General features: G+C 69.9%; 17 protein-coding genes. 10 read left to right on the top strand and 7 right to left on the bottom strand.

Annotated features, from left to right (window positions below):
- Positions 1–9: 9 nt before the first annotated feature.
- From ftsE to rpoH, 5 genes are all read left to right on the top strand, one after another.
- A complete protein-coding gene (ftsE, locus tag GST15_RS09510) occupies positions 10–699 on the top strand; it encodes a cell division ATP-binding protein FtsE (RefSeq protein ID WP_159016998.1) in 690 nt (229 codons plus the stop codon).
- Positions 692–1,657, top strand: coding sequence for a permease-like cell division protein FtsX (gene ftsX, locus GST15_RS09505; protein WP_159016997.1), 966 nt, complete (start codon positions 692–694; stop codon positions 1,655–1,657). Before ftsE ends, ftsX begins: the two co-directional genes overlap by 8 nt.
- Entirely contained in the window at positions 1,657–2,499 is an 843-nt protein-coding gene (locus GST15_RS09500; protein ID WP_159016996.1) for a response regulator, read from the top strand. Before ftsX ends, GST15_RS09500 begins: the two co-directional genes overlap by 1 nt.
- On the top strand, positions 2,496–3,263 hold the full coding sequence (ung, locus tag GST15_RS09495; protein ID WP_159016995.1) for a uracil-DNA glycosylase: 768 nt from the start codon (positions 2,496–2,498) through the stop codon (positions 3,261–3,263). Before GST15_RS09500 ends, ung begins: the two co-directional genes overlap by 4 nt.
- Positions 3,264–3,426: 163 nt before the next feature.
- On the top strand, positions 3,427–4,305 hold the full coding sequence (gene rpoH, locus GST15_RS09490; protein WP_199268744.1) for an RNA polymerase sigma factor RpoH: 879 nt from the start codon (positions 3,427–3,429) through the stop codon (positions 4,303–4,305).
- Between the two features lie 61 nt (positions 4,306–4,366).
- Here the strand turns inward: rpoH and GST15_RS09485 are convergent, their stop codons facing one another.
- The gene (locus tag GST15_RS09485) at positions 4,367–6,592 is read right to left on the bottom strand and encodes a primosomal protein N' (RefSeq protein ID WP_159016993.1); all 2,226 of its coding nucleotides are present in this window, start codon (positions 6,590–6,592) and stop codon (positions 4,367–4,369) included.
- A gap of 451 nt (positions 6,593–7,043) precedes the next feature.
- On the opposite strand from GST15_RS09485, the gene GST15_RS09480 reads away from it, so the two are divergent.
- Positions 7,044–7,976 carry a hypothetical protein gene (locus GST15_RS09480; protein ID WP_159016992.1) on the top strand — a complete coding sequence of 311 codons (933 nt, stop codon included), beginning with the start codon at positions 7,044–7,046 and terminating at the stop codon, positions 7,974–7,976.
- Positions 7,963–8,592 carry a DUF3106 domain-containing protein gene (locus GST15_RS09475; RefSeq protein WP_159016991.1) on the top strand — a complete coding sequence of 210 codons (630 nt, stop codon included), beginning with the start codon at positions 7,963–7,965 and terminating at the stop codon, positions 8,590–8,592. The genes GST15_RS09480 and GST15_RS09475 overlap by 14 nt, the downstream gene beginning before the upstream one ends.
- A 33-nt stretch (positions 8,593–8,625) precedes the next feature.
- Here GST15_RS09475 and GST15_RS09470 read toward each other — a convergent pair whose 3' ends face one another.
- On the bottom strand, positions 8,626–9,789 hold the full coding sequence (locus GST15_RS09470; protein WP_159016990.1) for a DUF3667 domain-containing protein: 1,164 nt from the start codon (positions 9,787–9,789) through the stop codon (positions 8,626–8,628).
- 104 nt (positions 9,790–9,893) lie between these two features.
- Between GST15_RS09470 and GST15_RS09465 the strand changes: the two genes are divergently transcribed.
- Positions 9,894–11,267, top strand: coding sequence for an MATE family efflux transporter (locus tag GST15_RS09465; RefSeq protein WP_159016989.1), 1,374 nt, complete (start codon positions 9,894–9,896; stop codon positions 11,265–11,267).
- Between the two features lie 68 nt (positions 11,268–11,335).
- Positions 11,336–13,219, top strand: a complete 1,884-nt coding sequence (gene sppA / locus GST15_RS09460) for a signal peptide peptidase SppA (protein WP_159016988.1) — start codon at positions 11,336–11,338, stop codon at positions 13,217–13,219.
- A gap of 33 nt (positions 13,220–13,252) precedes the next feature.
- Here the strand turns inward: sppA and GST15_RS09455 are convergent, their stop codons facing one another.
- Positions 13,253–13,483, bottom strand: coding sequence for a hypothetical protein (locus GST15_RS09455; protein WP_159016987.1), 231 nt, complete (start codon positions 13,481–13,483; stop codon positions 13,253–13,255).
- A gap of 69 nt (positions 13,484–13,552) precedes the next feature.
- Here GST15_RS09455 and GST15_RS09450 point away from each other — a divergent pair, with 69 nt between their 5' ends.
- Positions 13,553–14,329 (top strand): SDR family oxidoreductase, encoded by a 777-nt coding sequence (locus GST15_RS09450; protein ID WP_159016986.1) that lies wholly within the window; start codon positions 13,553–13,555, stop codon positions 14,327–14,329.
- A 25-nt stretch (positions 14,330–14,354) separates the two neighbouring features.
- On the opposite strand, the gene GST15_RS09445 is transcribed toward GST15_RS09450, so the two are convergent.
- The 4 genes from GST15_RS09445 to GST15_RS09430 all read right to left on the bottom strand — a co-directional run bounded on the left by GST15_RS09445 (position 14,355) and on the right by GST15_RS09430 (position 18,909).
- Positions 14,355–14,978, bottom strand: a complete 624-nt coding sequence (locus GST15_RS09445; RefSeq protein ID WP_159016985.1) for a DUF4124 domain-containing protein — start codon at positions 14,976–14,978, stop codon at positions 14,355–14,357.
- Positions 14,978–15,664 (bottom strand): DUF4124 domain-containing protein, encoded by a 687-nt coding sequence (locus tag GST15_RS09440; RefSeq protein ID WP_159016984.1) that lies wholly within the window; start codon positions 15,662–15,664, stop codon positions 14,978–14,980. The genes GST15_RS09445 and GST15_RS09440 overlap by 1 nt, the downstream gene beginning before the upstream one ends.
- Positions 15,665–15,727: 63 nt before the next feature.
- On the bottom strand, positions 15,728–16,294 hold the full coding sequence (gene tsaC, locus GST15_RS09435) for an L-threonylcarbamoyladenylate synthase type 1 TsaC (protein WP_159016983.1): 567 nt from the start codon (positions 16,292–16,294) through the stop codon (positions 15,728–15,730).
- Between the two features lie 53 nt (positions 16,295–16,347).
- On the bottom strand, positions 16,348–18,909 hold the full coding sequence (locus tag GST15_RS09430; RefSeq protein ID WP_159016982.1) for a DNA topoisomerase I: 2,562 nt from the start codon (positions 18,907–18,909) through the stop codon (positions 16,348–16,350).
- Positions 18,910–19,062: the final 153 nt, after the last annotated feature.

The raw sequence follows: 19,062 nt of genomic DNA, 5'->3' as shown, positions 1-19,062 counted from the left end.
CAAGAGCGAATGAGCGTGTTGCGGTTCGACAATGTCAGCAAGCAATACCGGGGCGGACATGTGGCGTTGTCGGACGTCAGCTTCGAGGTGCAGGCCGGGGAGATGCTGTTCGTCACTGGCCACTCGGGCGCCGGCAAGAGCACGCTGCTCAAGCTGATCCACCTGGGTGAGCGGCCCAGCCGCGGCGCCGTCCTGTTCGGCGAGCGCAACCTGCTGAAGGTCCGCGGGCGGCGCGTGCCGCTGCACCGGCGCGAAGTCGGCGTCGTGTTCCAGGACCATCGCCTGCTGGCCGACCGCACCGTCTTCGAGAACGTCGCCCTGCCCCTGATCCTGCGCGGCATGCGGCGGCCGGAGATCGGCAAGCGCGTGCGCAGCATCCTCGACCGGCTCGGCCTGGCCGCGCGCGAGCGGGCGCTGCCCACGCAACTGGCTGCCGGCGAGCAGCAACGCGTCGGCATCGCGCGTGCGCTGGTCGGCGAACCGCGCCTGCTCGTCGCCGACGAGCCGACTGGCAACCTGGATCCCGCGCTGTCGGCGGAAATCATGACCCTGTTCGCCTCGCTGCCCGAGCGCGGCACCAGCGTGCTGGTGGCCAGCCATGACCTTGGCCTCGTCCGGCGCATGAAGAAGCGCGTGCTGGTGCTCGAACAGGGATGCCTGGCCGACGACATCTCGCCCGAGGACCTGGCCGATGCGTGAGGCCGGCACCGTGGAACCGGCCACGCGCCGAGCGCCGCCGTCGCGGCCGCCGGGTCGCATCGGCACCTGGCTCGACCACCATCTCTACAGTTTCATCGCCAGCCTCGGCCGCGTGGCGCGCAAGCCCTGGTCGACCGCGCTGACCGTCGGCGTGATGGCCGTGGCGCTGGCCCTGCCCCTGGGCCTGTGGCTGGTACTGGCCAACGTGGCGCGCTTTTCCGGTGACGTCGAGCAATCGCGCGAGATCAGTGTGTTCCTCAAACCCGACGTCGACGTCGCTCGCGCGCAGGCATTGGCCGCGACCCTGCGCGCGCGCAGCGACATCGGCGCGGTGCAGTTGCGCACGCCCGAGCAGGGGCTCGCGGAACTGCGCGCCGGCGGCTTGGGCGAAGCCATCGACGCGGCCGCCGCCAATCCGCTGCCGAGCCTGCTCGTCGTCACGCCGCGTGGCGACGAATCGCTGCTGGCGGCCTCGCTGCAGCGCCTGCCCGAAGCCGACCTGGTGCAGCACGACGCCCAGTGGCGGACCCGACTGGATGGCTGGCTGCGTTTCGGCACCCGCGTGGCGCTGGTGCTCGGCACGCTGCTGGGCCTGGGCGCGCTGCTGGTCGTGGGCAACACGGTGCGGCTGGATATCCAGTCGCGGCGCGAGGAGATCGGCGTGCTGCAGCATCTGGGCGCCACCGATGGCTTCATCCGGCGGCCCTTCCTGTATCTGGGCGCGTGGTACGGTCTGGCTGCGGGCGCGCTGGCGATCGGTTTGCTGACGCTTGCCGCACTCGCGTTGCGCCAGCCTCTCGCCGACCTGGCAGCCAGCTATGGCAGCCACTTCGAGTTGGCAGGATTCGATCCGCCCACCGCCGCCGGCGTGGTGCTCGGCGCCACCGTGCTGGGCTGGCTCGGCGCCGGCATTGTCACCGGCCACTACCTGCGACAGACCCGCCCCACGGAATCCTGATGGACGCCCACGACCTGCGCCACGTCGTCAATGATTCGCCGCGCATCATGGTGGTCGACGGCTCGCGGCTGGTGCGCAAGCTGATCGGCGACGTACTGCTGCGCGAGCTGCCGAACGTCGAGGTGATCGCCTGCGGCGGCCTGGCCGAGGCCGGCGCGGCACTGGCTGCCGGCACCGTCGACCTGGTGACCACGTCGCTGCTGCTTCCCGATGGCGACGGCCTGGCGCTCGCGCGCACCGTTCGCGAGGCCGGTGGGCAGCGCTACGTTCCGGTCATCGTGGTCTCCGGCGACGTGCAGTCGCGCCTGGAAAACCGCAGCCTGAGCGACGACGTCACCGATTATTTCGACAAGGCGCTCGGGCACAGTGCGCTGGCGGCCTTCATCCGCGGCTACGTGCAACCCGAGCCGGTCCCCGGTGCGCGCGTGCTGTTCGTCGAGGACAGCCGCGTGGTGGCGGCGGCGACCAAACGCATGCTCGAGCGCCACGGCATGGCGGTGCATCATTTCACCGACGTCGAAGGCGCGCTGGAACACCTGCACGCGTCGCTGGGCAGCGAGGACATCGGCGCCGACCTGGTCCTCACCGACGTCTACCTGAAGGGCGCGCTGAGCGGTCGCGAACTGCTCTCCCAGGTGCGCGGCGCATTCGGCTACAGCAAGCGGCGATTGCCGGTGCTGGTGATGACCGGCGATGCCAACCGCGACAACCAGAGCAACCTGCTGCGCGAGGGCGCCAACGACCTGGTGCTCAAGCCCATCGAGGAACGCCTGCTGGTCACCAAGACGCTGTTCCAGCTGCGCATGGCGCGACTGCCGGAGCAGCGCAACTTCCACGAATGAGCCCGGGCGCGGCCAGCCCGGATGCCGTCGACGCGGGTCGCAACCTGCGCCTGGAAGCGTCGTGGAAATCGCGGGTGGGTGCCTACCTGCTGCGCGACGACATGCAGCAGCTGGCGGCATTCCTGCGGGAGCGCCGACAGGCTGGCGCGCGCATCCATCCGCCGCCGGCGCGGATCTTCGCCGCGCTCGACGCCACCCCCTTCGACAAGGTCAAGGTCGTGATCCTCGGACAGGATCCCTACCACGGCCCCGGGCAGGCGCACGGCCTGTGCTTTTCGGTGCAGCCCGGCGTGCGGGTGCCGCCGTCGCTGGACAACATCTTCAAGGAACTGCAGCGCGACCTCGGCATCGCCCGCCCCGACCATGGCTGCCTGCTGCCGTGGGCGCGACAGGGCGTGCTGCTGCTCAACGCCGTGCTGAGCGTCGAGGAAGGCCGCGCCGGGGCGCACGCCGGCAAGGGCTGGGAAGGCTTCACCGACCATGTCATCGACGTCCTGAACCGCGAACGCGAACATCTGGTCTTCATGCTCTGGGGCAGCTACGCCCAGGCCAAGGGCCAGCGCATCGACGCCACGCGCCATTGCGTGCTCAGGGCGCCGCATCCCTCGCCGCTGTCGGCACACCGGGGGTTCATGGGTTGCGGGCATTTCTCGGCGGCGAACGACTATCTGGTCGGCCACGGCGAGAGCCCGATCGACTGGTCGCTGCCGCCGCGCGCTGCGCTCGGGGCGGTTTGCGGCGGCAGCGACGGCGTCCTGGCCTGATGCGACCAGTGGGCGCGGGCGGCCGGCGGTCCGGGCGCCCTGCTTGCACACCCGGTTGACACCCGGCCGGCGCCTAATGGATGAGCGGCGTCCCATGAATGGAACACAGCAGAACTTTCCGCCGGGTTAGCAGTCACAGGTAGCCATTGCTAAAATCCTTCCCATGACAAACCTCGCCATGTCCAACGCCCTGGTTTCCAGCAGCCTGCCGATCCCCAGCGCCCTGGGATCCCTCGACGCCTACATCGGCGCCGTGCACCAGATCCCGGTGCTGTCGGTCGAGGACGAACAGGCCCTCGCGCGCCGCCTGCGCGACCATGACGACCTCAACGCGGCGCAGGAGCTGGTGCTCTCGCACCTGCGCTTCGTCGTGCATGTCGCCCGCGGCTACAACGGCTACGGCCTGCCGCTGGGCGACCTGATCCAGGAAGGCAACATCGGCCTGATGAAGGCGATTAAGCGCTTCGATCCCAACATCGGCGTGCGCCTGGTGAGCTTCGCGGTGCACTGGATCCGCGCCGAGATGCACGAGTTCATCCTCAAGAACTGGCGCATCGTCAAGGTCGCCACGACCAAGGCGCAGCGCAAGCTGTTCTTCAACCTGCGCAAGTCGAAGACGCGGCTGGGCTGGCTCAATGCCGCCGAGGTGCGCGCGGTCGCCGCCGACCTCAACGTGTCCGAGCGCGAAGTGGTGGAAATGGAATCGCGACTCTCCGGCCGCGACATCGGTTTCGACCTGAGCGCGGACGAGGACGACGAACACGCGCCTCCGGCTCCGGCGGCCTACCTGATGACGCACGAGGAGGATCCCTCCCAGGCCTACGAGCGCGCGGACAGCGAGGACAACCAGCTCGAACTGCTGCGCGAGGGCCTGCTGCAACTCGACGCGCGCTCGCGCGACATCATCAAGCGTCGCTGGCTGGACGCCGACAGCAAGGTGACGCTGCAGGACCTGGCCACCGAATATGGCGTGTCGGCCGAACGCATCCGCCAGGTCGAGGCGAACGCGCTGAAGAAGATGAAGGGCCTGTTCGTCGCCTGACACGCGGCTGCATGATCAGGAAAAGGCCCGGGAATCCGGGCCTTTTTCGTTTCAGCGCGGCTTAGTACAGGTCGAGCGGATCGACGTCGATCGACCAGCGCACCTTGCGTGCCTCGGGCAGTGCATGCAGCCGCGGCACGATCGCATCCAGCGCCGCGTGCAGGCTGCGGCGCTCGATGGCGGACAGCAGCAGCTGCACGCGCTGCATGCCGGCGCGGCGCGGCATCGGGGCGGGCAGCGGACCGTGCAGGTCCACCCCGGCGGCATCGCCAAGCAAGCCGCGCGCCGCCTGCAGGAATGCGGTCGGCGGATCCGCCGACGCGGCCTCGGCGCGCAGCAGCGCCAGGTGCGCGAACGGCGGGAAACCCGCTGCCTCGCGTTGTGCGAGTTCCTGCCCGGCAAAGGCGTGGTAACCGCCCTCGATCAGGGTCTGCAGCAACGGATGCTGCGGATGGTGGGTCTGCAGCCAGACCGCGCCCGGACGCGTGGCGCGGCCGGCGCGGCCGGCGACCTGCACCAGCATCTGCGCGACTTTCTCGTGCGCGCGGAAATCCGCCGAGAACAACCCTTCGTCGATGCCGACCACCGCCACCAGCGTGAGGTTGGGCAGGTCGTGGCCCTTGGCCAGCATCTGCGTGCCGACCAGGATCCCCGGTTGCGTGCCGAAGCCGTCGAGCAGCGCTTCCAAACTGTCGCGACGGCGGGTGCTGCCGCGGTCCACGCGCAACACCGGCACGTCGGCGAAATGCTGCGCCAGGAACTCCTCGATGCGCTCGGTGCCGTTGCCCTGCGGCTGCAGCGCCAGCGCACCACAATCCGGACACGCCGGCGGCACCGGGCGGCGCGCGCCGCAATGGTGGCATTGCAGGCGGCGGCCACCGGCGTGCACCGTCATCGCGGTGCTGTTGGCCGGCGTGCTGCAGCGCTGGCAGTGCGCCGTCCAGCCGCAGTCGTGGCAGAGCAGCACCGGCGCGTAGCCACGGCGGTTCTTGAACACCAGTACCTGGCCGCCAGCGGCAAGCGCGGCGGCCATCGCATCCAGCAGTTGCTGCGACAGGCCCGCCTGCAAGGGACGCTTGCGCACATCGATCACGCGCACCGACGGCGCTTGCGCGACGCCGGCGCGCTTGTGCAGGCGCAGGTGGGCGTAACGCCCGAGCGTGGCGTTGTGCAGGGATTCCAGCGAGGGCGTCGCGCTGCCAAGCAGCACCGGGACGCCGAGCGCCTTGGCGCGGACCAGGGCGAAATCGCGGGCGTTGTAGCGGATGCCGTCCTGCTGCTTGTAGCTCGCGTCGTGTTCCTCGTCGACGACGATCAGGCCGGCGTCGGGCAATGGCGTGAACACCGCCGAGCGCGTGCCGACGATGACCCGCGCCTCGCCGCGCCAGGCCGCGGCCCAGACCCGCGCGCGCTGCGTATCGCCCAGGTCCGAATGCAGCGCATGCACCGGCACGCCCAGTCGTGCGCGGAACCGCGCCAGCATCTGCGGGGTCAGGCCGATCTCGGGCACCAGCACCAGCGCCTGCCTGCCCCGCGCCAGGCAGTCGGCGATCGCCTGCAGGTAGACCTCGGTCTTGCCACTGCCGGTCACGCCGTCCAGCAGCATCGGCGCGAACTGCTGGCGCGCCTGCACCAGTGCGTCGATCGCGGCGGCCTGCTCGTCATTCGCGATCGGGCCCGGGATCGGTGTCGGTGCCTGGCTGGCGGTGGTCGCCGGCACGCGCTCGATCAATCCGCGCACGGCCAGCGATCGCGCCGCGGCACGCCAGCCGTCCACGGTGTCGGCCAGGGCGTCCTCGTCGCGCCCACCGTCGGCCAGGCAGTCCGCCAGCCGGCGCGGGCGACTGCCGGCGCGCAGGCCCGTGCGGGCGGCCAGGCCGGCCTCGGTCAGCTGCCAGGCCCAGGTGTCGGTCTCCGGCAGCGGCTCGCCCCGCCGCAACATCGAGGGCAGGGCGGTGGCGAAGACCTCCCCGAGCGGGGCGTGGTTGTAGCGGGCCAGCCACTGCAGCGAATCGAACAGCTCCCCCCGCAACAGCGGGGCGGCATCGAGGACGGCGATGGCTTCGCGCAGGCCGTCGATCCCGTCGGCCGGCGCGCCCACGTCGGCGACCACCCCCACCAGCTCGCGCGGCCCGAAGGGCACCCGCACCCGGCATCCGATCGCCGCGGGATCGGCCGGGCCGTCGGCCGACCGGTAGTCGAACAAGCGCGGCAGCGGCAGCGGCAGGGCGACCCGCAACACCCGCGTGCTGGCGGCGGGGATCGGAACGGAATCAGGCGCGGGCATGGGCCAAGTCTAGCGACAGGCCGATGACTGTGAATGGCGTCCATCGCTTGCAGCGACTAGCTGTGACGCAGGCGACGAAAATGACGCAACTAACGGACCTTAAACGTTTTTTAACCTTATCCACACCAACTGTGGATAAGCCTGTGCATGCTCTCGCGCCAGCACTGCGCAACGGCGGTCCATCAAGCGGGCAATGCGGAATGGTCAAAAAATGGTCAAACTGCATAAGTCCTTTAATTTCAAAGACATAAGCGTGGAACGTCGTTCGTGGATCGCGTAGTGGGCGCGGTGAAAGCACCGTCGAAGCGGCCGGAATATTGCTGTGCACAACCTTTGCGGCTGGAAGCATTGCCCGGCTTGGCCCGGGCGGGATTTTCGGCCGTGTCAAGCGCCTCCCGGCCCGCCGCGGACGGCTATGATGCGACGCGTTCGCAGGCAACCATCGGCGTCAATGACTGCTCCAACCCTGCCCCAGGCCACCGGCGCGTCCGCCGCGCTGACTGCCGTCCTGCGGGAGACCGGCCCGCGCGCGCTCGTCTTTGCCGAACTGCTCTGCGGCGAAGGCCGGCAGGCCGATGCAGCGATGTCGGCAGCGGTGCAGGCACTGGGTCGCGACCTGGTGCGCGCCCCGGTCGCCAACTGGACGCAACACTTCTGGACCCTGCTCGTTGCGGCGCCGCCGCTCCGGCGTCGCCAGCCGAACCGACAGTGGCCATCCGAGCTGCGGGCGCTGGCGCCGATGAGCGCCGGCCTGCGTGCCACGGTCCTGCTGCGCGCAGTCGCGCGACTGGACGAGGCCGAGGCGGCCGCCGTGCTCGGCATCCCGCTGAGCCTCCAGCGACGCGCCCTGCGCCGGGCATTGCCGCGCGATGCCCACGGCCGGGTCGATGCAGCGGCGTGGCGAGACCTGCTGGCGGCCTGCGAGCGTGCCGTGCGCGCCGGCACGGATCCGCGTTCCGGCCGCCTGGACCGCCTGTTCGCGATGGCGGCGCGGCCGGAGCCGACGCCCGCCGGCCTGCGACCCGCCTGGTTCGCTCCGGCGCTGTGGCTGGCCTGCGGCGTTTGCGTCCTGGCCCTGGCCGGGGCATGGCTCATCCACCGCGCCGGTGCGGGCGACGACCCTTCGGTGCGGGCGATGGCGCTGCCCGCGGCCTCCGATCCGGCCTCGACCTTCGACGCCGGGACCGCAGTGCTGACCCACCCGGATTTCGACGCGCTGGCGGATGCGCGCGAGCAGGCGCTGGTCGAGAGCCTGGATTTCTACGCCTGGTACGCCGCGCGGATGGCAGGCGCACCGGAGGCCGCTCCGCTGGTCTTCCCCGACGCCGCGGCCCCGGCACCCGGTACCGCAGGCAACGTGGAGGCGCCCGGTGCGTCGCGCTGACGCGGCCCGCGCGGGCCTGGCCCTGCTGCTGGTCGCGGCGTCAGCGCTCGCGCTGCCGCCGTCGTTGCGCGACCGCTTGCCCCAGCTGCCAGCCGCCACGCAGCGGATGCTGCTGGCGCGCGACGCGCAATGGCAGGCGATGACACCCGCGCAGCAGCAGGCATTCCGCCAGCGTCTTGCGGCATGGGATGCGTTGCCGCTGGCAATCCGGCGCGAGCGACGCGAGTCGTGGCTGGCCTGGCGCGCGCTGCCCGCCGACCAGCGTGTGCAGGTGCGGGCGGCCGCCATGGCGTTCGCGGCGCTGGACGGCGCGCGGCAACAGGCATTGCGCGCGCAATTCGCGCAGGAAGACGCCAGCCAGCGTCGCGGATGGTTGCTCGGTCCGGCATTGGGCGCCAGCTTCGCGGCGCTGCAGCCGCTGCTGATGCAGGTGCCGGCGGTCGAGCGCACGCCGCTGCTCGATGCGCTGCGCAGCTTGACGCCGTCCGAGCGCATCGATCTTGGCGTGCTGGCGCAACGCACGCCGCCCCAGCAACGCGATGCCCTGCGGCGCGCCTTGTTGTCCACCGCCGATGGCAACCGCGCGTCCTGGCTGCAATCCGAGCTGGCGCGCTGACAGCCGTGCCAGCACGCGCGCGGGATGCGGCGGTCAGGCCGACACCAGGCTCGCGATGATCGTGAACGCCGCGCCCAGCGACAACAGGATCGTGTAGCTCAAGCCCAACACCGCGTACTTGGTCAGCGTCATCGGCCAGCCCTGCCCGTAGACGCGCTTCTGCATCAACAGCAGGTACAGCGGCATCCAGGCAAACAGGACTCCCTCGACCAGTCCCAGCAACGAGTGCAGCGCGCCCGACGCGGGTGCGAGCCATTGCCGCAACGCCATGGCCAGGAAGACCAGCAGCAGCGACAGGCACAGGAAGGCATGGCTGTGCAGCGCCACGATCAGGTGTTCCATGTACAGCCGGCGCTTGAACACGTACAGGATTTCCAGCATCAGCGCGAACACCGGCAGCAGCACGAACAGCGTCGACGGGATCGCGCTGAGCGCCGCATCCTTGAACAGCGACGGATCCCGTTGCATGCGCGCGATGTTGCTTTCGGCGCGCGCGACCTGGCGGTTGAGCCAGTCGTTGCCGAAATCCGGCAACCACTGCAGCGCCAGCGGGTGCGTCTTCGGATCCCAGGGCTTGCCGTCGAACATGATCTCCGGCTTGGATTCCGGTGGCGGCTCGCCGCGCGCGGCGGCGCCGGTCAACTCGGCGATCCGGCGATCGGCCTTGGCGCGGATGGCGGTCTGCGCGACCGCCAATCGGGCATCCAGTCCCGGCACGCGTTGCTTCGCGTCCTGCCGGCCACGCGCGACGGAGGCGATCGCAGTGTCGCGCAACCGCTCGACCTGGGCGACGGTGGTGGCCCGCCCGATGGCGTCGTTGCTGTCGAAGTGCACCGCGTCGCCGGGGATGTTGATGGTGAGCCGCGCCACGAAGAACGTGAGGATGCTCAGGAACACGAACAGGCGCACCGGGCTGACATAGCGCACGCGGCGGCCGGCGAAGTATTCGCAGGTCAGGTAGCCGGGACGCGCCAGCAGCGGCCACAGCGTGCGGAACACCCGTGCATCGATGTTGAGGATGGTGTCGAGCGCGTCGCCGATGATGCTGCTGAAGTGCCGGACCAGGCCGCTCACCGGCTGGCCGCACTGATAGCAATGCGGGCCGAGCAGCGGCGCGCCGCAGTTCTGGCAGGCCGCGGGCCGCGCCTGCGCGTCGAGCGGTCCGGGCATGGCGGGAGTGGCTGACGGATCGGTCATGCGTTGCCACGGCGGGAGAGTGCGCTGGCTAAGATAGGACCGTGTCCGATCCGGCGCCAGCACCATCGGCCGACGGCCACCTTCGTCCATCGGTTCCCAGCCCCATGCCGCAAGTCCCGCGCCTTGTCGATGAAGTGCGCACCAGTGCCGTGCTTGCCGCGCCACTGGTCGCCGGGCACCTGTCGACCGGGCTGATCGGTTTCGTCGACAGTGTGATTGCCGGCCACCACGGCACCACGACGCTGGCCTCGGTTGCGGTCGGCACGGCCTTGTTCTGGCTGCCGATGATGCTGCCGATGGGCACGCTGATGGCGGTGCCGCCGGCGGTGTCGCAACTCGACGGCGCCGGCCGCCGGGACGCGATCGGACCCTTGTTCCGGCAGGCACTGTGGCTGGCGCTGATGCTGGGCGCGGCCTTGTTCGCCTTCCTCAGCGTGGTGGGTGTCGCGCTGGCGCCGATGGGCATCGATGCGTCGATCCGGCCGGGCACGCTGGCATTCCTGCATGGCATCCGCTGGGGCGTGCCGGCGCTGACGCTGTACCTGACCATGCGCTACCTCAGCGACGGCCTGCACTGGACCATGCCGACGATGCTGCTGGGTTTCGGCGGCCTGCTGCTTCTGGTGCCGCTGGGCTACGGGATGACCTTCGGCGTCGGCGGCTTTCCCGAACTCGGCGCCGGCGGCCTGGGCATCGCCTCGGCGGTGATGATGTGGGCACAGGCGATCGCATTCGCGCTGTACCTGCGGCGTTCGCGCCGCTTCGCCGACCTCGAGCTGTTCGCGCGATTCGACCGGCCGCGCTGGTCGGTGCTGCGCGGATTGCTGGCCAACGGCCTGCCGATCGGGGTGACGGTGGCGATGGAGGGCAGCCTGTTCATCGTCACCGCGCTGCTCATCGGCCACCTCGGCGCGGTGCCGGTGGCGGCGCACCAGATCGCGATCAACGTCGCCAGCCTGTGTTTCATGATCCCGCTGGGCCTGGCCGAGGCCACCACGGTGCGCATCGGCCATGCGCTGGGTCGCGGCAGCCGCGAGGACATGCGCCGGGCGGCACTGGCCGGCTACAGCCTGGTCCTCGGCACGCAGGCCTTGTCGGCGCTGGCACTGCTGCTGGGTCGCCACGCCATCGTCGCGCTCTACACGCACGATGCCGCCGTGGCGACGCTGGCGGCCTCGTTGCTGCTGTATGCGGCCGCGTTCCAGTTTCCCGACGGCATCCAGGTGCTCTCGGCCGGCGCCCTGCGCGGGCTCAAGGACACGCGCGTGCCGATGCTGCTGGCGGCGATCGCGTATTGGGGGATCGGCATGCCGCTGGGCGCCGGTCTCGGCCTGGGCTGGCCGGGCGTGACCGCGGCGCATGGACCGCGCGGCATGTGGGTCGGGCTGATCGCGGGCCTCAGCGTCGCCGCCGTGCTGCTGTGCTGGCGCTTCGCATACAGCAGCCGCACGCGCGTGGCCGGACACCTTCCGCAGTGACCTGTGGCGCATGACTGTGCGGCGTGGGGCCGTTACCCTGCCACGCTACGTTCCGGAGTCCGCGTTCAATGAATGACACCCGCCGCCGCGGCCCCATCGCCCGCTTCTTCGTGGGCCTGTGGGATGCCGTCAACTTCACGCGCCGGCTGGTGTTCAACCTGGTCTTCGTGCTGGTGCTGCTGCTGGTGGCGGGGGCGATCATGAGCGATGACGGCCGCCCGCTGCTGCCGCGCACGACGCTGGTGATCGCGCCGGAAGGCAAGCTCGTCGAGCAGTACACCTCCGATCCGGCCAGTCGCGCACTGGCCAGGGCGCTTGGCGACACCGGTGCCGGCGAAGTGCAGTTGCGCGACCTGCTGCGGGCGATCGACGCGGCCCGCGATGACAAGCGCATCGAGCGCGTCCTGCTGCGCACCGATCGCATGCAGTTTTCCGGCTATGCATCCATCCGCGAAGTCGCCGCCGCGATCGCGCGCCTGCGTGCATCGGGCAAGCAGGTGGTGGCGTTCGGCGACAACTTCGACCAGGGCCAGTACCTGCTCGCGGCGCAGGCCAACGAGGTCTACCTGGATCCGATGGGCGGGCTGATGCTCGAGGGGCTGGGCCGCTATCGCCAGTACTACCGCGAAGGCCTGCAGGACAAGCTCGGCGTCGACGTGCACCTGTTCCGGGTCGGCGAATACAAGTCCGCCGCCGAGCCCTACATCCTCGATGCCGCCTCGCCGGCGTCCAAGGAAGCGGACCTGTTCTGGATGAACGACATCTGGCAGCGCTACCTCGGCGATATCGCGCGCGTGCGCGGCGTGAGCGTGCAGCAGCTGGCCAACGGCATCGACACCTTGCCGCAGGGACTGGCCGCGGCGCAGGGCGACCTGGCGCAATTCGCATTGCGCCAGCGCCTGGTCAATGGCCTGAAGACCGAAGACGAACTCGACGACCTGCTCGCCAGGCGCGGCGTCGCCGACGACGATGCCGAGGACGGCTTCCGCGAAATCTCCCTGGATGGCTACCTGGGGCACATCGACAACGCGCTGGGGAGCGTCGCGGCGCGTCCGCAGGTCGCGGTGGTCGTCGCCGAAGGCGAGATCGCCGGTGGCAAGCAGCCGCCGGGCAGCGTCGGTGGCGAATCCACCTCGGCGTTGCTGCGCGACGCGCGCGACGACGACCGGGTCAAGGCCGTGGTGCTGCGCGTGAATTCACCCGGCGGCGAAGTCTTCGCCTCCGAACAGATCCGCCGCCAGGTCGCCGCGCTCAAGGCAGCCGGCAAGCCGGTGGTGGTGTCGATGGGCGACGTCGCGGCATCGGGCGGCTACTGGATCTCGATGAATGCCGATCGCATCTATGCCGATCCGTCGACGATCACCGGATCGATCGGCATCTTCGGGCTGATCCCCACCATTCCGCGCACGCTGGCCAAGCTGGGCGTGCACACCGACGGCGTCGGCACCACGCGCTTCGCCGGCGCCTTCGATGTCACCCGGCCACTGGATCCGGACGTCGGCGCGATGGTGCAGTCGGTGATCGACAAGGGTTACCGCGACTTCACCGGGCGCGTCGCCAGCGCGCGCGGACGCAGCGTCGCCGACATCGATGCGATCGCGCGCGGGCGCGTCTGGAGCGGCGCGCAGGCGAAGGACCGCGGCCTCGTCGACCGCTTCGGCGGCATCGAGGATGCGGTCGCCGACGCAGCGTCGCGGGCGAAACTCGGCGCGCCGGACCGTTACCAGGTGCGCTACGTGGAAAAGCAGGCGACGCCGTTCGAACGCTTCTTCAACCGCTTCGCGCAGAACCGCATCGCCGCCGCATGGCTGAAGGATTCGGGCATCGCGGGGACGCTGATGGCGCACGCCCTGCCGCAGACGCGCGATGACCTGGCGTTCCTGGATCACGCACTGCAAGCGCGCCATGCTGCGCCGGTGCAGGCGCTGGCGTACTGCTTCTGCGGCTTGTGAGCATGGCCTGACGCGATGCCGCCGCTGGCGGCATCAGCCGTCGGTCTGCGCGTCGATCGCGTCCTGTTCCTGCTTGGCCGCATCCAGCACCTGCGGCTCGACCGCCTTGGCGCGATCGATCGGCGCCTGGATCGCATCGCGCAGCTGCGTGTCGTGCTGCGCCTGCGGTTCGGGCGGACGTTCCTTCTTCGGCGGTTCGGGCTTGCTGCAGGCACTGCAGGCCAGCAGCAACGACAGCGCGCAGCAGCGCAGCAGGACGTCCATCGCGTTCTCCGGTGACGTGGCCGATCGACCCGGGGCTATGCTACGCGCAACCCCGACCAGAGACGGCGCATGGATCCCAACCGCTGGCGACTCGATGGGCAACTGGCGCTGGTCACCGGCGGCAGCGCCGGCATCGGCCGCGCGATCGCACGCGAACTGCTGGGATTCGGCGCGGAAGTCCTCATCGTCGCGCGCGACGCGGCGGCGCTGGATCGCACCCGCGACGAACTCGCCGAGGAAGTGCCCGACGGCATCGTGCATGCATTGGTCGCCGACGTGGCCGACGAGGAACAGCGCCGGGAGATCCTCGATTGGGTCGAGGACCGCGGCGAGGGCCTGAACATCCTGGTCAACAACGCCGGCGGCAACCGCAGGCGCGCCGCGGTCGATTACACCGACGACGAGTGGCGGGAGATCTTCGAGGTCAACCTGTTTTCCGCCTTCGAATTGTCGCGCTATGCGCATCCGTTGCTCACGCGGCACGCGGCGTCGAGCATCGTCAACGTCGGCAGCGTCTCCGGGCTCACGCACGTGCGCACCGGCGCGGCCTATGGCATGGCCAAGGCCGGGCTGCACCAGCTCACGCGCAACCTCGCGGTGGAATGGGCCGAGGATGGCGTGCGCGTCAACGCGGTGGCGCCGTGGTACATCCGCACGCGACGCACGTCGGATTCGCTCGCCGATCCGGATTACCTGGACGAGGTGCTGCTGCGCACGCCGATGGGGCGCATCGGCGAGCCCGAGGAAGTCGCCGCGGCGGTGGCTTTCCTGTGCCTGCCCGCGGCTGCCTACGTCACCGGCGAATGCATCGCGGTCGACGGGGGCTTCCTGCGCAACGGGTTCTAGCTGCGGCGACGGGCCGTCACTGCGGTCACTTGCCGCAGGTGCTTTCGCGCACGATCTTCCGGACCCGTTCGAACTCGGCCTTGTTGGCCTCGGCATCATCGGGGCGCGCGAATTTCCACGCCGCTTCGGTTTCGCGCAGGCGCTGCTTCCAGCTGTCGCAGGCGGCGCCGTCACCGACCCGCTGGCACTGGTCGGTCACCATCTGGCAGGCGACGCCGGCAGCGTCATCCGCCGCGCCCTCCAGGTTGGTGGTCTGCAGCCGCACGCAACGCGGCTCCGGCGTGCTGGTTTCACTCAGGTAGCTGTCGTGGTCGTAGGTGTTGCACTGGTACAGCGCCGGTGGCGGCAGGCGCTCGCTGTCGGCAATGACCGGTGTCGCCGGCACGCTGTCGGCAACCGTCGCCGGCGGTGCTGGATCGGGAGCGGGCATCGGCATGGGCACCGGGCGGTACGCCGGCATCGGCGGCGGCGATTCGATCACCTGTCTCTGCTGGCGGGTGCCCTTGGGACAGGCGGCATTGTTCTGCAGCGTGACCGCACCGAATGCATCGGTGCAACGATAGATCACCACGCTGGGCGCGGCTGCGCGCGCATGCGCGTGCGCCAGCGCCACGGCGCAGACCAGGACCAGTGCGCGCCATTGCCGCATCAGTCGCTTCCGCAATCGTTGGCCAGGCGCGCGTTGATGCCGCGCTCCTCCACCCGCAACACGTCACGCTCGCTGGGCATGGCGTTGAAGAAGCGACGACGGATCTCGTCGCGACGGTCCACCAGGCGCGAGCACACTTCGTCCTGCGGCAGCGCATGGCAGTCATCGCGCACCCAGGTGCCGGCGCCCCAGGCGGCCGCGCCATGGAGGGGCGGGTACAGCCGGGTGTGGTGGTCGTCGATGCGGACCCGGCCGTCGGTGATCGCAAGGTCGGTGTCGCCCGTCATCCCATGCCGCGGCCGCGCGATGGGATAGCCCAGCGTCCACAGCGGGACCCAGCGCGGATTGCCCTCGCCGCTGTCGCTCGTATAGACCGCGCCATCGGGCGTCACGCATTCGTACAACGGACGCGGCGGCGTGATGTAGACCGTGCGCTGCCGCTGCAACGCAGCGTCGTCGTCGACCGGGCGTGCACGCGCGGCAGGAGCGGGCGGCGTCGCAGGCGCATCCGTTGGCCGGATCATGGTCCGGGCCTGTTGCTTCTCGCCCTTGCGGCAGGGCGTATCGCGCAGCGTCAGGTGGCCGGAAGCGTCCGTGCAGCGGTAGATGGTGACTTCGCCCACCGCACGCGTGACCGGCGCCGCAGTGGCGAGCAACAGGGCGACGACAACGACCGGAAAACGCATGGCGCATCTTGCACGCGGATGTCGCCGCGCGCCAAGCAGGCGGCGGCCGTGGTTCCTGCCGGTTCAGCCGCCGCGCAGCAGCGCGCCGCTGCGCGCATCGCGGATGATGGTCGGCGCCGCCAGGTCGCCGGTGTCGCCGACGACCCAGCCATCGGTGCCGTCCAGCAGCGCGGCCTCGATGTCGGCGCGTTGCCGGGGCGCGGGAAGGCCGGCGCGATTGGCGCTGGTGGAGACCAATGGCCCGCCGAACGCCGCGCACAGCGCCACCACCACCGGATGTGCGCTGACCCGCACCGCGACCCCATCGTGCCGGCCGGTGATCCAGTGCGGCACGCGGCCGGTGGCCGGCACCACCCAGGTATGCGGGCCCGGCCATGTCGCGAAGACCGCTTCGCTGCGATCGGTGGGCAGCACGTCCCAGTCCAGCAGCGCCGCGAATTGCTCGAGCGCGCCCGCGATCAGGATCACGCCCTTGTCGACCTCGCGCTGTTTCAGCGCCAGCAGTCGCAGGACCGCGGCTTCATGGAAGGGATCGCAGCCCAGGCCCCACACGGCCTCGGTGGGATAGGCAATCACGCCGCCACGGTGGAGGACATCGGCGGCCGCGGACGGCGTCAGTGCTGCAGGCATGCCGCAAGCTTAGCGCGCGGGCGCCAACCGACGCACCGCGCGGCCCGGCGCTCCTAGAACGGCGCGTCGTCGACAGCGGCGCCGGCGCCCTTGCGCGTCGCGGTCGCGGTCTTCTTCGCGGCCGCCTTCCCGCTCGCGGGTTTCGCCGACGTCTTCTTCACCGCCTTGCCGGCGGCTTTCTTCACGGCTTTATTCGCCGCTTTCTTCGCGACTTTCTTCGCCGGGGCCTTCTTCGCCGCCGCGACCTTGTCGCCCGGGGCCTTTGCCGCGGCCTTCTTCGCGGGCGCCTTCTTGGCGACCTTCTTGCCGAAGCGGCCACGCATCGGCTTGCCGGTTTCCTCCAGCAGCTTGATCACCTCGTCGCGCGTCAGCGACGCCGGCTCGCGATCCTTGGGGATGCGGCCGTTGAGCTTGCCGTCGCTGATGTAGGGTCCATAGCGGCCGTTGAGCACCTGGATGTCGCAGTCCTCGAAGGACTTGATGATGCGGTTGCGCGCGATTTCTTCCTTCTCGTCGATCAGCGCCTCGGCGCGCGCCAGGTCGATCGTGTACGGATCGTCCTCCTTCTTCAGCGAGGCATACACGCTGCCGCGCTTGGCGAACGCGCCGAAGCGGCCGATGCCGACGCTGACCTCCTCGCCGTTGCTCTGGCCGAGCTTGCGCGGCAGCTTGAACAGCTCCAGCGCGTCGGCCAGCGAGATCGTGTGCATGCTCTGGCCGGGGCGCAGCGATGCGAAGGTCGGCTTTTCCGCCTCGTCTTCCGCGGTGCTGCCGATCGCGGCGTAAGGACCATAGCGACCCAGGCGCACGCTGACCGGCTTGCCGGTCTTGGGATCGGTGCCAAGTTCGCGCGCGCCGGAGGCTTCGCTGCGATCGACCGACTCGGTCTTCTCGTCCACCAGCTGCTTGAACGGCGCCCAGAAGCGCTCCATCAGCGGGATCCATTCCTCCTCGCCGCGACTGACCGCATCGAGCTCGTCCTCGAGCTTGGCGGTGAAGTCGTAGTCGACGTACTGGGTGAAGTGTCCGGACAGGAACTTCGACACCGCGCGGCCGACGTCGCTGGGACGGAAACTGCGGCTTTCCATCTCGACGTACTTGCGGAACAGCAGCGTCTGGATGATCGACGCGTACGTCGACGGACGGCCGATGCCGTATTCCTCCAGCGCCTTGACCAGCGCGGCTTCGGTGAAGCGCGGCGGCGGCTGGGTGAAGTGCTGGTCGGCGTGGATGCGTTCGAGCGGGATGCGGTCGCCGGTCTTCATCGGCGGCAGCTTGCGCGCCTCGTCGGCCTCGTCCTTGCTCACCGTGTCCTTGCCTTCCTCGTAGACGGCGAGGAAGCCCGGATCGATCACGGTCGTGCCGGACGCGCGGAAGCTGTGCTCGCTGCCGGCGGCCAGGTCCACGGAGACCGTGTTGAGGGTGGCGGGGACCATCTGCGAGGCCACCGCGCGCTTCCAGATCAACTCGTACAGGCGGCGCTCGTCGTCGCCGAGATAGCGCGCGACCTGCGTCGGCGTGCGCAACGCCGAAGTGGGGCGCACCGCTTCGTGGGCTTCCTGCGCGTTCTTGGCCTTGGTGAGGTAGACATTGGGCTTGTCCGGCAGCGCGCGCGTGCCAAAGTCGCGCGCGATCACGTCGCGGATTTCGCTGAGCGCTTCCGCCGACAGGCTGACCGAGTCGGTACGCATGTAGCTGATCAGGCCGACCGCGCCTTCGTCGCCGATGACCACGCCTTCGTACAGGCGCTGCGCCACCTGCATCGTGCGCTTGGTGGTGAAGCCGAGCTTGCGCGAGGCTTCCTGCTGCAGCGTGGACGTCGTGAACGGCGGCGACGGCCGGCGCTTGCGCTCCTTGCTGGCGACGTCGGTGACATGCAGGGCGCCATTGGCGGCGCGCACGATGCGCTCGCGCGCGGCCTCGGCGGTGTCGCCGTCGGTGACCGTGAACTGCTCGACCTTCCTGCCATCGAGCTTGTTTAGCTTGGCGGTGAAAGATTGCGCGGGATGGGTGCATTCGGCTTCGATCGACCAGTACTCGCGTGCGACGAACGCCTCGATCTCCTCCTCGCGCTCGACGATCATGCGCAGCGCCGGCGACTGCACGCGGCCGGCCGACAGGCCGCGCTGCACCTTGCGCCACAGCACCGGCGACAGGTTGAAGCCAACCAGGTAGTCCAGCGCGCGGCGCGCCTGCTGCGCGTCGACCAGGTTCGCGGCGATGGCACGCGGGTGGTTCATCGCTTCCTTGATCGCGCGCGGGGTGATCTCGGTGAAGACGACACGCTCCAGCGACTTGTCCTTGAGCAGGCCGCGCTCACGCAGGATCTCGGCGATGTGCCAGCTGATGGCCTCGCCTTCGCGATCCGGATCGGTCGCCAGGAAGAGGTGGTCGGCGGACTTGGCGGCCTTGGCGATGGCCTCGACGTGGCGTTCGTTCTTCTCGATCAGGTCGTAGCGCATGGCGAAGCCGTTCGCCGGGTCGACCGCGCCCTCCTTGGGCACCAGGTCGCGGACGTGGCCGTAGGAGGCCAGGACGGTGAAGTCCTTGCCGAGGTATTTGTTGATCGTCTTGGCCTTGGCCGGCGACTCGACGATCAGGAGGTTCTTGGCCATGGCGGCGGTGGGTCTCGTCTGCAGCGGGGCGCGCCGGATGGCAGCGCAGGGGGATTCCAGAGAAGGCAAACGCCCGGAGCGGGACTCCAGGCGTTGGGTTTTCCTTATTACAGTGGAATCACGGCGCGGCCGCCGCTGTCAAGCGCCGGCCGC

The sequence above is a fragment of the Cognatiluteimonas profundi genome (genome assembly GCF_009792795.1).
GTDB classification, from domain to species: domain Bacteria; phylum Pseudomonadota; class Gammaproteobacteria; order Xanthomonadales; family Xanthomonadaceae; genus Cognatiluteimonas; species Cognatiluteimonas profundi.
The sequence above is the reverse complement of the archived record's forward strand: the minus strand, read 5'-3'. Positions and strand labels throughout refer to the sequence as shown.